Raw genomic sequence first — 13,556 nt, 5'->3', positions numbered from 1 at the left:
TCGGCAAGCCCGGTAACCCCGGTAACCCCGGTAAACCCCGCCGAACCTCAGAACCCGTATCCCGTCCGCGAACCCTGAACTGCGAACCGCGAACCCTGAACTGCGAACCGCGAACCGCGAACCCCGAACCCCGAACCCCGAACCCCGAACCCCGAACCCCGAACCCCGAACCCCGAACCCCGAACCCCGAACCCCGAACCCCGAACCCCGAACCCCGAACCCCGAACCCCGAACCCCGAACCCCGAACCCCCCCGAACCCCGAACCCTGTAACCTTGAAACCCCCGACTGGTCTCCATCTTTTTTTAACACACTATCTGTTTTGAATTATCTACGTGGGCTTACGGACCCAGTTGACGCTATTTTCAAATTTATCGCCTTTTGAGCGAAGTTTCGGACTCCAGTGCAGCTATTGCTCAGAAACACGCTCATAATTGATGTTTTCATGCTAATAGCGACTATGGGGTCCGTTAGCATGGCAAATGTCGCATAATTCAGCGTTTAAGTGCAACTGAGTCCGATAGCGTTGAGTGTAATCATCTGAGTGGATAGGACCCAGAAGACGCTGGAGGCTTGCGGACTCAGCTGACGCTATTTGCACATTTTTCTCCTTTTGAGCGAAGTTTCGGACTCCAGTGCAGCTGTTGCCTAGAAAAGTGCTCATATTTGGTGTTTTTCGTGCTAATAGCGACTATGGGGTCCATTGGCATGGCAAATATCGCATAATTCAGCGTTTAAGTGCAACTGTGTCCGATAGCGTTGAGTATATTCATCTGAGTGGATAGGACCCAGAAGACGCTGGAGGCATACGGACCCAGTTGACGCTATTTGCACATTTTTCTCCTTTTGAGCGAAGTTTCGGACTCCAGTGCAGCTATTGCCCAGAAAAGCGCTTATATTTGGTGTTTTTCGTGCTAATAGCGACTATGGGATCCGTTAGCATGGCAAATGTCGCATAATCCAGCATTTAAGTGCAACTGTGTCCGATAGTTGCCTTGCCTCGTATGCGCCGTAGATGTGACCTAAAGCGAGAAAGCCCCAGCAGCCAAATGGCTGCTGGGGCTTTCTTTGAGAGTTCAACTAGATACTGTTTAAGAACGTAGGTCCTCGAACACGCGGCTCAGAATCGTTGCTGCCTGTGCACGAGTCAGAGTGCCTTGTGGATTGAAGTTGTCCGCGCCAACGCCCTTGAGATAACCTTTGCTTACCGCATAGGCTACGGCGTTACGTGCTTCTGCAGCGATGTTGTCGGCATCCTTAAAGCTCAAAGGAGTCTTAGCTACTGTAAGATCAGCACCTAGAGCTTCAGCAATGATAAGAGCTGCTTCTTCGCGAGTCAGCACATCACGTGAACCACTTTGTTTGATACGAGTATTCCAAGTGTCACCTTTTCCAAGTAGACGGTCGAAGAGCGTTAGTAGCTCCGCTTGATTTAAGGTGTCAGTAGGCTTGAAGCTGCCATCGGTTCCTTTGCCGGCAATGATACCATGAGCAGCAAGAACTTCGATATCGCCTTTAGCCCAGTGAGTGCCGATATCCTTGAAGCTTACATTACGGAATGCAACGCTATAAGAGCCGTCGCTAGTAACAGTAAACTGTAGAATACCTTCTTTAGAGAAAGATCCAGGTTGCAGATAGGACCATTTATGATCCTTTGTTTCTGCATAGGCGGCAGTTTTTCGAGCATCACGTAGACTGCTGTCTTTTAGATTAAGCTGAAGGGTAATCGGCTTTCCGGTTGTCCAACCATTTTTAATGGTCAGAATGGAAGAACCAATATTGATCGCAGCTGAGCTTCCTGATAAGACTGCTGTATCGCTAGCATCAGCCAGACTTATCGTAAGCAACAGACCACTGCTGCTAATGAAATCCGGAAGGGTTGCCGCTGGAATAAGAACATTGAACCCACTACTGTTAAGGCTGAGTGCATTCTCCGATTTCTTCAACTGTTCGGCTTGCGCCGGGGTAAGAGTAATAACGACTTGGCTATACTTATTGAAATTCACATCGCTAAGATCAAGTACAGAAGTCTTATCTTTTGCATTCTGGATCGAATTTGTTAATGCAGCATCTAAGATGTTAAACACCGTTGAAGGTTTACCACCAGCTGGATCAGCTGTCTCTACTAGCTTCCCAGATTTCAAAGAAGGTCCAGGAGTGGGAGTGCTGGTTGCTGTAGATACATAGGTCTCAGAAGATGGAGAAGACGTAGGTGATGGTGTCGGTGTTGGCGTTTCTGTTGGATCTGGCGTTGCTGATGGTGTCGGTGTTGCTGATGGCGTTGGTGTTGGCGTTGGCGTTGGCGTTGGTGTCGGTGTCGGTTTTTCAGGTGTGCTTACAGTTACACTTACTGTTCTCAAACCAGATGGGATAGTTGATGTTGTGGCATCATTCCAAATCTGGACATCATATAGCTCAAAGGAATAATCTCCTGCTGTTGCTGGTTCGAAGGTTATTTGGGCTAGTGAGCCAGAGCCGTGATAAGCACCTCCTGACAGATTGACACTATATTGTGTCAGTTTGTGGCCGTCTCCAAGGTCATACGTTTGTGAATATTCTGTAAGTGGAACACTAGAGAAATGCTCCTCTTGATACGTAACCAGCTGTACGCTTGGCTGGATTACCGGTGTTTCAAGGGAATTATCGTATATGACACCGAATGAAGCCCCATAGACGCCATAAACCTCGTCTGTCACGGAATAATCTAAATCAACGGTCACAGATTGTCCTACTTCAATGGTGGATGCAGAAAGAGCCGGAGTTACTGTGAAAGTACCGTCCCCTGTGCTATAAAGCAGCCGCTGAACGTAATCATCGTCGTCTGCACCATTCCCCACTTTATCGACCACATGGACTTTGTACTCATTTAGCCCCTCGTTAACAGGAACATCAATGGTAAAGGCACCGTTATTTGCAATCACACCGCCAAATTTATAAGCATTCCCATCATAATGTTTGCCTTCGGCATATACGGTAAACCAGTTTCCAATAGGGTTTGTATTAGAAATATAATAGGCCATTAGGTCATCATCAATGAAACCACTAATTTGTGCCACGCCAGGATCGGTTGGCGCTTCACGTTCATACTCCTCAATGGTGATGCCGGAAACTAGCGGCTTCTCGGTATCAATTGTGAACTCGGCCTTTTGTTTCTCGAGCAGTTGCCCATTGGGAAGCACGGGAATGATGTAGTAGTGACCATCTGCTAAAGTAGACTTGGCGGAGGTCTCCAGGTCTGTTAATGTTCCATCCCAATTTGGAACTTCGTATACACCACGATAGATCTTCTCATCGATCGCATAAACTTCACCTAAAACTGTTGCAGGAGCATCTTTTGAAGAGGCAACGAAACTTATGCTTTCCAGCTCTTCATTGACAGAAAAGGTAAAGGTGGTGTCGTCTGAGCGACCATCACCATTAGGTGAAATTTGTGGACTTTCAAAAGAAAGCTGATTAATAGGTGCTACATTAAATTGGTCACCTACAACAACGTTAAATGGCAGACGAAGGGTTTCTGTATCAGAGGTAAGTAACAGGATGCCTTCATATGCGCCCTCTTTTGCTGTTTTAGATACATTGAGTGTAAATTGTGCATATTGATCTACACCTGAGGTAACGCTGTGTGGTGCAAAATCAATACTAATATCATTAGGAGCTTCTGTCAGCCATTTGGTGGAAAGGGTGTATGTTTCTCCATTCCCTTTAAAGTCCTCTACATAGACAGCTTTCGTTACGGTAACACCCTTTGGCTGTAAGCCGAAGGATAAGGAACCTGTGTAATAAGGGATTTCAACAGTACCCGGAAGACCGCTGTTAAGGATCTCACCGACTTTAGCAATGGATTTAGCGTTTATCGACTTCTCCAGATTAATTAAACCTGCACCTTGTTGGTACAAGGAGTAAGAATTCCCATCACGTTTAAAAATAGGATCAGCATTGTTCATCAGCAGGGCTTTAATTTCATTTGGCTTCAGATCAGAGTTTTTACTCAGTAACAAAGCCACAGCTCCTACAACATGTGGGGTTGCCATGCTAGTGCCATTTTTTAAGCCGAAAGCATGGTCATAGTTCCCATCCCAGCTAGGGACTGTCGAGTTGATATTGACTCCGGGCGCTACAACATCAGGTTTTATTAGATAATCTGGCATCCCCGGACCCATAGAACTGAAGTTTGCTAACTGATTTACTTCAAGCGCTATATAGTAACTGATTATATCTTTAGCCGCAGCCATCTGAGTTTTTATTTTTTTGCCATCGGCTTGACTGATTCCGTAGGTAGGAATGTAATCCCCAGGCGCACCAAGGGTGGGGCTGATTTCACCAGGCTCATTATTGGCAATCAGCAAAAGCTTCGCACCAGCAACTTTGGCATTAAGAGATTTGTCTGAGAAGCTCAGCGAGCCCCGATCAACAAGCACTACCTTATCTTTGACATCCAGATTTTTGTAATCGGAAGGACTCCCAAGACCAGCGAAAACGATCTTACTGCCAGCAATATTATCGATTAAATCTGGGGAGTAACTGGCTAATGTCCCGGGAATCTTTTTAACATCGCCAATATCAAAGAAAGGGGTATTTATCGGAGTAGTAGAAGCTCCAACACTAAGCGCGAGTTGGGCACCAGCGGGTTCGCCCAGTGTTCCTGCATCCGGTCCAGCGTTACCGGCGGCAACAATAACATTCACGCCCGATTTTACGGTATTGTCTATCGCGATTGAACTCGCGGAATAGCTTTGGTTGACACTAGAGCCTAGAGAAAGGTTAATAACATCTGCTCCGTCATCGACCGCTTTCTCAATACCCGCAATTACATCTGCTGTGGAACCAGATCCATAGGGACCAAGTACGCGATATGCATACAATTCTACCTCAGGTGCCACATCTAAAATTGTCCCGGCAACGTGTGTACCATGCGAGGTTTCGTAAGGAGTACCTGCTCTTGGAGGGAAGTTAGCATCAGGGGCTGTTTCAGCCGGATCGTCATCCTGATCATATACATCATAGCCGCCTTTATAATTATCTTTTAGCAAAGGGTGATTCTTATCAATACCAGTATCGACAACAGCTACCTGTACATCTTTGCCTGTGTAACCTAAATCATGTAGTTTGTCCGCGCCTATTAGCTTACCGCTGTCTGAATAGGAACGTGTAACAGGTAATGTCGCCACTTCAACACTGTCTGCTAGTGCATGTACTTCTTCATTTGGATAGATAGCCGCAACGCCTGGAAGCTCTAACAGCTTGTTTACTTGATTGGCTGGCAGTGTAATGGAATACCCGTTAAAAATCTCACTGTATTCAAAACCGATATCGGCATCGATTTTCTGTGTTGAGGAAATAAAGCTTTTATGCTCTGAGATAATTTTACTGCGTTGTGAGGAGACTGAGGATCGTAAAGAATAAGTTTTTGCCTCATTTACATACACACTGACTGGTTTATTAGTCAATTCCACAATCACTGAAACTGGTGCTGAACCTTTGAGTACTCCAGCATAGTTATGAGGGGTCACACTTTGAGACTGTACATCCGTAACCAGGGTTGAAGATTCAAGGGATGAGTTCGCAAATGCAGCTGATGGAAAAAGAACAGACACAGCCAGTCCGAAGCTTGCCGCTCCAATACCAAATCTTTGAATAGAGTGTTTAAAGGTACGTTTCAAATAAGTTCATCCTCCCAAATGAATTTTTTGTATTGCATTGTGTGTCTGTGGTTCTCCTCCTCCATATAAAATGTAAAAAATTATGAAAATTAAATTTATTCTACAGCTATAACTTCAAATCGAATATACAACTTTAGTACCATATTGCAGCGAAGCGTTGAGGAAAATGTCGAATTCCCAGTAGATAAGTGGAATATAAGAAAATCAGAGCATAAAACAAGTGAAATTAAGACAATATAAATGAATGCAACAGATATCTGAATTTCAAGCGAGAGCGGGGATAAGATGTCGGAAAGATATATTTTGGCATATTTTAAAAGTCCAGAGGAAGCCGAAGGCGTCGCGCGCAAGCTTCGTGCACTTCGGGCCATTGAAGTTTCCATTGATCGCTTCAGTAGATATGGAGGTACCAGCTTTAGCTCAGGGGTAAATCCGGTGACAGGCAATGTGGCCAGAATGGACTCCATGACTGCTGAGCACGCACACACAGGCATACTTGCAGCTGCGGACACCAGCTCTAGCGGAATGAGTCATGGTGGTAACGGAGGTCCAACGGGGAGAGATATTTTGCTTACGGTTATTGTGCATACGGAGTCCTACGATCAGGCTCTGCGCTTAATTGAAGAAGCAGGCGGGATGGTCTGATCGGCACTTCATTAATAAGAAGAAAGGAGACGAACAATGGATAGAGAAAACTCACAAATCTTCTCCAAGACGGAGAAATTGAAAATGTTATACGAAGCTAAAGCAGAGGATGTAGAATTCTCGGCGGCGGAAGCCGATCTTGATGATATTGAAGCTCAGGATCGCGCACAAGAAGCGGACAAACGTCAGCTGAATGAGATTATGAAGAAAGAATAGCAGCTAAAAAAGCTAAGGCGGATACCTCACTTTGTGGGGTATTTTTGTGTTTGGGCATGTATAATTAGGGCGAAGAGCTTAAGTGTGGGGGGAGAAGATGGATAACGTTATTTTGTGGACAGGATTAGCCTTATTGATCGCACTATTAACCTATTTGAACCAGAAGCAGTTGTACTCTCCAAAAGTAAAACGGGCCTATTGTGAGTTGCGGGAGCTGACAGAGAAGGTTCGTATGGAGCGCTCTGAGGCGAGCGATTTGTATCGATGGGAAGCAGAATTAACCGAACTAGAGAATCATCCGAACGAACTGAATAAATTGGATGCTGAAATTAGGTTTCATCACGCATTTTTGTTATATCTTGAACGTCACTACCCTTCAGACCCAAGGATTATTGGTTTGAAGCAAGCTGACGCATATCAGAAGGATATGGTTTTGGGGATTAAAATAAAAGATTATAAATCCAATTAATAAGATACTTTTGACTGTACGTACAATGGGAGAAGGAATATATTCGCACAGGTCGCAGACAACTGCTGCATGAAGCGAAGGTAGACGTAGCTTACTGCACCGCAGCCTGGCTGGAGTGCATTTGATTCGGATGAACTGCCATATTTTGCTGCGTGCTCGTAACGAGGGAACGACTGAAATAGTGGTAAAATAAAGTTGATTTGTGGTTGGAATCTGAAAATTGAAATTAGTAACGGGATTGAGAATGATAGAATTTGAAAATGAAATTGAGAGTTGAACCCTAGCTGATATTTGCAGCTGGTTTTTTTTGTTATGAGATCAGAAAAATGAACTAAATTAGGGCAAGCTTTTAGCTTATAAGTAAGGCTACCGCTAAGAAGAATTTGGGCGTCTCATAGTCGACGTAGCTGTAGATGCATTTCTGTTGGAATTGGATATAATTTTCGGCATGATTGAGGTTGGAAAATGATTAATTAGGGAAAACCTCCCTGAAAAACGCTCGAAAAGATAGAAAAAGCCTGATTTCATGAGTTTTTGGGGAGTATTTCCCTAAAAGATAGATCAACCTTCGAATCTTGCACATCATTAGGGAAGTTTTCCCTAATTATCATTATTTTCAATTATATTAACGTCTGCAGATGTTATAAATATTTTAAGTAAAATAGCTAATATCACACTACAAATTAAGGATGTATAATTGTTCGAATATACTAACTACGACCAATCAAGTAATGAATTTTTTCAGGGGGAATTAGAATGGGGCTGGTACACTCTCAAGGAGTTACTGATGAGCTTGTTGTTAGATCTTTAGAAAGAAATTTAGCCATTATCCGGTTTGACCTTGATCGCCGAGTTGCTTATGTGAATGAGGTTTTTGCAAATTCCATGGGATATAAAAAAGATGAAATGTACGGAATGCATCATAAAGAGTTCTGTTTTCCACATTTCGCAGATAGCCCAGGTTACGAACGGTTTTGGCAGGATCTTTTTACAGGGAAGAGTTTTCAGGATAAGATCGAACGAATGGATTCGAAAGGAAATGCGGTTTGGCTTGAAGCCACCTACATGCCAGTGTTTGATGAAAGCAATGAACAAGTCATCGGAGTATCTAAAATAGCAACTAATATCACCCAAAGACAAAGCAACATGAGTAATGTTGTACTACGGATGCAAGAGATGGCAGACAGCTTGAATCAAAGAGCAGATTTAGGTATTGAGCGCAGTCAAGAATTATTACGAAGCATCAACAAAATCGCCGAAGTATCGATAGAAAATACACATACTCTAGCTAATCTTGAAAAGCAAGCTGTATCGATTCATAGCATCGTGCAAACGATTCGCGATATTGCTTCGCAAACGCAATTATTAGCCCTAAATGCTGCTATTGAGGCAGCGCATGCCGGGGAGTATGGCCGAGGTTTTGACGTGGTGGCAAAAGAAGTAAGTAAGTTATCTTCCATGGTACAAGATTCGATCATAAAGGTACGGGATAGTGTGGATGCGATCACGCTGGAAATTGGAAAGATCTCTATAGGTACAAATCAAGTGCAAGAAAATATAGAAGATAGTCAGCAGCAGGTTCTGGTGGCGTTGGAGGATTTTTCGAAGATTGCTTCATCTGCACAAAATCTCGACACACAAGCGCGTGAAGTTATGGATATTCTCTAGCAGCAGTATGTATGTTGATAGATTGAATATCAGCAAAAAAGGGTCGGTCTCCTACTTGCGAGAGATAGACCCTTTTAATTGTTGGTATTATCCGATTTTGTTAACAATCAAGGTAGGAATCATATATCTATGATTTATGATGACTCCGTTAACTCCGGTGTTACCAGAAGCACCAGTCGTGCCAGTGACTCCAGTCGCGCCCGTAGCTCCCGTCACTCCAGTAACTCCCGTGTCCCCAATCGCCCCATCAGAGCCAGTCCCACCTTTAGCCCCATCACCCCAGTAGCGCCTGTCGCGCCAGTTGCCCCATCATACCCAAGTAATTCTGCTGTAACTAATCGATGCGGGGCTACTAATCTTTCTGCACTGTCTTTACCCAAAAATGAGAGTTGAATTGGATGATCTGGCAAACTAGCAGTTGTGAAAAAAATTCGAAAGTATCAAAATCCGCAAAATAATTTTTAGTTATTACTTGATTTGGCATCACATCTAGCAGATCGCATACATATTGAATTCTTTCTCATTCATGTAGTAGCCTTCGATCAGAACTGTGGAAGCAATCTGACCGCTACCATTAGCAATTTTGACCGTGACCTGTTGTGTAAGTCTTGTGTTGTTTTCTGAGTTAACATTGTTTTCTATCGGACCCGTAGTTAATAGAGTCATTGTCCTTCCTCCATTTGCTTCATTCAGATTATTAAGCCCGTTTGATTTTCCCTATGTCTTTAAGAGTAGCGATAGTTTATGCTCAGAAAAACGAACCTTTTCCAAGGATTGGTTGTCATATAGATATCTCAGTCAAGAAAGGAGGGCGCAAGATTTGGAGAGTAACCGGGAGTTATTTGAAACCTACAATAAAGATGTATACCGGACTTGCTACTATATGGTGCATGACGCGGCGGATGCAGAGGATTTGACTCAGGATGTCTTTATTACCGTATTTCGCAGTAATCGTGAGCACGTGGAGCATATCAAGGCTTGGATTATGAAAATAACGGTCAACCATTGCCTCAATCATTTGAAACGAAAACGAACCTTGCAACAGAAGATAACGGACAACCTTCATTTCTTTAATAAAACGGCAGAAACAGCTGTGGAGCAGCAGATTGAGCAGCGTGAGACGGAGGTCGAGTGGGCGCAATATATGAGCCAGGTCCCTATCAAACTTAGGATGGTGCTCACACTTAGGTATATGCATGATTTCAGTCTGGCTGAAATTTCGGATCTGCTGTCCATTCCACTTGGAACGACCAAATCTAGGCTGCATAAAGGACTAACGGTAATGAGGAGAATCCTGCAGGAGGCTGGGGTTCAAATTGAACTAAAGGAGGGCGAAGCTTTTGAAAAAGTTAGAAAATATGCTGGAGCATCGTTTAAATGAAGATAAAGGCGTGCCTTATCCAGATTTTGAACGCATGTGGGGACGTTTAGAGCAAGAAAACAGTACAATGACTCCCCTACAACTTCGTATGGCCAATGGTAGCGGGAACAGAGGGAGAAACTGGAGTAAAATAGCTGTGGTTGCTTCATTTTCAGTACTTATTGCAGCGGCACCCGTATATGCGGCAGTGCATTATGATTGGGATAATTTGCTCCATGGGAGAGGAGGCGTTCAAGCAGCGCTGGCCCAAAATCTCGGACAACAACTGAACCAGTCGGTGACACAGGATGGAGTAACTCTGAAGCTACATACAGCGATTGTGGATGAGAATCGGACGGTTATCTTATTCACTTTGGATGTAGGAGAACGCTTGGAAAATGAAAATTGGAATGTTAAAGGAATGACTTTGAAGGGCGCAGATGGGGCGAATGGTCCCAGTGAGTTCAGTTATGTGTTATGGGATGAGAAAAATCAACATTACAACGGATATTTCGAGAGTGATTGGACACCGAAAAAGGATACTGTGAATGTGCAACTAGTTGCAGATAATCTGCAAGCCTTTAGCACACAGGAGTTAGATTTACCGCTGGATATCCAATCGCAGGAGACACAAAAGTTTCCTATTGGACAGGAAGGGATGCGCAGCATAGAGGTGAAACCTTTTACCCAAGGACAAGAAAAAATATTATTCTCTTCAGCGATCATTTTTGATCAGCCAGAAACAAAAGAATGGGCCTTTCCAAATATAGTCGCTTACAAAAACGGAACGCTCATAAATTCGCTGGCAGGAGGTGCTTTCGGTACACCGGGAGAAAACGGGGAATATACGTCCCAGCAATATTTTAAGGCGGCTGATATTTCCAGCGGAGAAGTGAATTACAAGCTGCAGTACATGAAACAAGAGAAAAAGGTTGAGGGGCCACTAGCTTTTGATCTTCAATTAAGCAAAAAGCAGATGGAGAGCGGAACCATAAATACTTCATTGAATCTGCCGCTAGAAGAGGGCGAACCTAATTACACGCTGGAGAAAATGGTAGTGACGCCTACTCAAATTCGAATCGCCATTAGAAGTAAAGAGAAAGGCAACAATTTCCCGTATCAAAAGTCTACTCTTGAAGTAGCAGGCAAGACGCTGGAGGGCAATTTCTGGAGATCTCCAGAAGGTGAGCCGGAATTAACAGTGCTTCGTTTTGAGCGGCCAGTTGACCTTGAAATCACAGAAGAGACGCCAATTACCTTTGTTGCTAAATACAAGGTGACTCAGCACGGCAGCTATAAAATTAACAAGGACGAAAAAACACCACTTCTGTTGACGAATATATCTGATAAGAAACAGACGCTTATCCAGCAGCTTAGTGGTTATCCGGTAAAATGGACGTACTATATGCAGGGTGCCGATCTTTATGTAGAGACTGAAAGTGAAGATGCTCGCTTCGGTGGAATTAACCAGACCCATATCGGACTGGGGAAAGAGCGTATTTTAGGTAAACCTCTGACCGTTAATTTCACGGGGGATGGAAACAATAAGGCCATTGATGTTTACAAGGGTTTCAAAGGTACAGAAGCTTCTATTTATATATTCTTCTATACGACTGACGATCCGGATAAAGAAACAAGAGTGCAGCTGCGGCCATAGAAAATTTTTTTTAGGGAGGAACCTTGTGTTCTTCCCTTTTTTTCGTTTACAGTGAGTAGATGCTGAGTGGACTCAGGGAGGATTAGCGTAAAGGAGAGAAAAGGATGGAAATCACTCGCTGTGCTTGGGTTAATGAGGATCCTTTATATATCGCATACCATGATGAAGAGTGGGGTAAACCTCTGTATGATGACCGGAAGCTGTTTGAATTACTTATGCTCGAAGGCATGCAGGCAGGATTAAGCTGGTACACCGTCTTAAAAAAGCGGGCACATTACAGAGAGGTATTTGATGGATTTGATCCGGAAAAGATTGTGCATTATGATGAGCCGAAAATTGCTGAGCTGATGAACGATCCCGGGATTATTAGAAATCGCTTAAAGATTGATTCTATCATTCGTAATGCAAGCGTATATTTGCAAATTAGTGCGGAAACAGGCAGCTTTGCAGATTATCTCTGGAGTTTTGTGGGGGGTGCACCTTCGATTAACCATTGGAAGACACGTGCGGATGTCCCTGCTTCGACGGCTCAGTCTGACGCAATGAGTAAAGCATTAAAAAAGCGAGGCATGAAGTTTGTCGGCTCTACCATATGTTATGCTTTTATACAGGCATCGGGGATGGTAGATGATCATTCGCTCGATTGCTTTTGCAGGAGTAGCACGGGCATGGCAGAGCGTTGATCTGTAGTTTGGCGTTACCCCAAGAAGAAATGTTATACTATGAAGCGAATGCTCACAAAACTAAGTCTATGCTTACGAAGCCAGTTTTGCACGAAGTCAATCAATGAAGCTAACGCTCACAAAACTTTAGGAGGATCACATAAAGATGTTATGGCATGAAGTGACGATACATACAACAGAAGATGCACAAGAAATGATTTCGAATTTTTTATATGAAGCAGGAGCGGGTGGGGTTTCTATTGAAGAATCCGGAACACTCAGTAAAGAGCGGAATACGCGTTACGGTGAATTATACGACCAACCCTTGAATGATATCCCAGAAGGGGAAGCGGTAATCAAAGGTTATTATGCCGATTCCACGGATATGGATGCTGTTATAGAAGAACTGACTCCACGGGTAGCAGAATTGCGTGAGTACGGTATTGATCCGGGCAAATCGCTGATTTCTTGGAAAACCGTAGATGAAGACGAATGGGCGCATGCTTGGAAGCAATATTTTAAACCGCTCAGGGTATCGGATCGTCTCACGATTAAACCAACTTGGGAGGAATATACGCCTGAGCGCCCAGATGAAGCAATCATTGAGCTGGACCCTGGTATGGCATTTGGTACAGGGACTCACCCTACAACAGCTTTGTGCCTGCGTGCGCTTGAAAAGAATATTAGCGGCGGCGAAGAAGTGATCGATGTCGGTACGGGTTCAGGAATATTGGCTGTAGGTGCGATGCTGCTTGGTGCGAAATCCGTGCTGGCGTTAGATTTGGACCCGGTAGCTGTTGAAAGTGCGCGCGAGAATGTAGCACTGAACAAACTTGAGAAGTTCATTACGGTAAAAGAAAGCGACCTGCTCTCCTTGCTAGGCGGTGAAGGCGTAGCTGACACAGCTGCTGGAGAAATGTGGCCATCCGCTAGACCGGGTCACACTCTTGAGGGAACACCTGGTGAGCAAGTAACAGAGGATAGTCTTGGCGTTACACTCCCAGTGAAGATTGTAGTTGCGAATATTTTGGCAGAAATCATCGTATTGTTTACGGATGACGTGTATCGTGCACTTCAGCCAGGAGGCTTGTATATTACCTCTGGTATTTACAAGGATAAAGAAGGACTTGTGGCTAACGCACTACAAGAGTCCGGCTTTGAGATTATGGAAGTATCCCGTGAAGAAGATTGGGTGGCATTTACAGCCGGAAAGAGGTAAA

12 protein-coding genes are annotated in these 13,556 nt (G+C 44.1%); 8 read left to right on the top strand and 4 right to left on the bottom strand.

Features of this window, described 5'->3' with window-relative positions; genetic code table 11:
- Positions 1–1,090 precede the first annotated feature (1,090 nt).
- Positions 1,091–5,659: a S8 family serine peptidase gene (locus NSS82_RS25440; RefSeq protein WP_081386610.1), complete on the bottom strand. Its 4,569-nt coding sequence runs from the start codon at positions 5,657–5,659 to the stop codon at positions 1,091–1,093.
- Between the two features lie 285 nt (positions 5,660–5,944).
- Here NSS82_RS25440 and NSS82_RS25435 point away from each other — a divergent pair, with 285 nt between their 5' ends.
- The 4 genes from NSS82_RS25435 to NSS82_RS25420 all read left to right on the top strand — a co-directional run bounded on the left by NSS82_RS25435 (position 5,945) and on the right by NSS82_RS25420 (position 8,657).
- Entirely contained in the window at positions 5,945–6,304 is a 360-nt protein-coding gene (locus NSS82_RS25435; RefSeq protein WP_036683926.1) for a hypothetical protein, read from the top strand.
- Positions 6,305–6,340: 36 nt separating this feature from the next.
- Complete coding sequence (locus tag NSS82_RS25430) at positions 6,341–6,520, top strand: YfhD family protein (protein WP_036683923.1); 180 nt, start codon at positions 6,341–6,343, stop codon at positions 6,518–6,520.
- 97 nt (positions 6,521–6,617) lie between these two features.
- A complete protein-coding gene (locus NSS82_RS25425) occupies positions 6,618–6,989 on the top strand; it encodes a hypothetical protein (RefSeq protein ID WP_076272672.1) in 372 nt (123 codons plus the stop codon).
- 756 nt (positions 6,990–7,745) lie between these two features.
- Positions 7,746–8,657 (top strand): methyl-accepting chemotaxis protein, encoded by a 912-nt coding sequence (locus NSS82_RS25420; RefSeq protein ID WP_076272671.1) that lies wholly within the window; start codon positions 7,746–7,748, stop codon positions 8,655–8,657.
- A gap of 87 nt (positions 8,658–8,744) precedes the next feature.
- On the opposite strand, the gene NSS82_RS25415 is transcribed toward NSS82_RS25420, so the two are convergent.
- From NSS82_RS25415 to NSS82_RS25405, 3 genes are all read right to left on the bottom strand, one after another.
- Entirely contained in the window at positions 8,745–8,873 is a 129-nt protein-coding gene (locus NSS82_RS25415; protein ID WP_268748658.1) for a hypothetical protein, read from the bottom strand.
- Entirely contained in the window at positions 8,870–9,067 is a 198-nt protein-coding gene (locus tag NSS82_RS25410) for a hypothetical protein (RefSeq protein ID WP_341109906.1), read from the bottom strand. The genes NSS82_RS25415 and NSS82_RS25410 overlap by 4 nt, the downstream gene beginning before the upstream one ends.
- A 79-nt stretch (positions 9,068–9,146) precedes the next feature.
- Positions 9,147–9,323 (bottom strand): hypothetical protein, encoded by a 177-nt coding sequence (locus tag NSS82_RS25405; RefSeq protein ID WP_155986568.1) that lies wholly within the window; start codon positions 9,321–9,323, stop codon positions 9,147–9,149.
- A gap of 154 nt (positions 9,324–9,477) precedes the next feature.
- On the opposite strand from NSS82_RS25405, the gene NSS82_RS25400 reads away from it, so the two are divergent.
- The 4 genes from NSS82_RS25400 to prmA all read left to right on the top strand — a co-directional run bounded on the left by NSS82_RS25400 (position 9,478) and on the right by prmA (position 13,555).
- Positions 9,478–10,038: an RNA polymerase sigma factor gene (locus NSS82_RS25400; RefSeq protein ID WP_036683913.1), complete on the top strand. Its 561-nt coding sequence runs from the start codon at positions 9,478–9,480 to the stop codon at positions 10,036–10,038.
- Positions 9,998–11,674 carry a DUF4179 domain-containing protein gene (locus NSS82_RS25395; RefSeq protein ID WP_143761258.1) on the top strand — a complete coding sequence of 559 codons (1,677 nt, stop codon included), beginning with the start codon at positions 9,998–10,000 and terminating at the stop codon, positions 11,672–11,674. Before NSS82_RS25400 ends, NSS82_RS25395 begins: the two co-directional genes overlap by 41 nt.
- Before the next feature lie 104 nt (positions 11,675–11,778).
- On the top strand, positions 11,779–12,357 hold the full coding sequence (locus NSS82_RS25390; protein ID WP_036683910.1) for a DNA-3-methyladenine glycosylase I: 579 nt from the start codon (positions 11,779–11,781) through the stop codon (positions 12,355–12,357).
- A 145-nt stretch (positions 12,358–12,502) separates the two neighbouring features.
- Entirely contained in the window at positions 12,503–13,555 is a 1,053-nt protein-coding gene (prmA, locus tag NSS82_RS25385; RefSeq protein ID WP_076272670.1) for a 50S ribosomal protein L11 methyltransferase, read from the top strand.
- Position 13,556: the final 1 nt, after the last annotated feature.

The sequence above is a fragment of the Paenibacillus sp. FSL H7-0735 genome (assembly GCF_038008505.1).
GTDB lineage: Bacteria > Bacillota > Bacilli > Paenibacillales > Paenibacillaceae > Paenibacillus_AQ > Paenibacillus_AQ odorifer.
The sequence above is the reverse complement of the archived record's forward strand: the minus strand, read 5'-3'. Positions and strand labels throughout refer to the sequence as shown.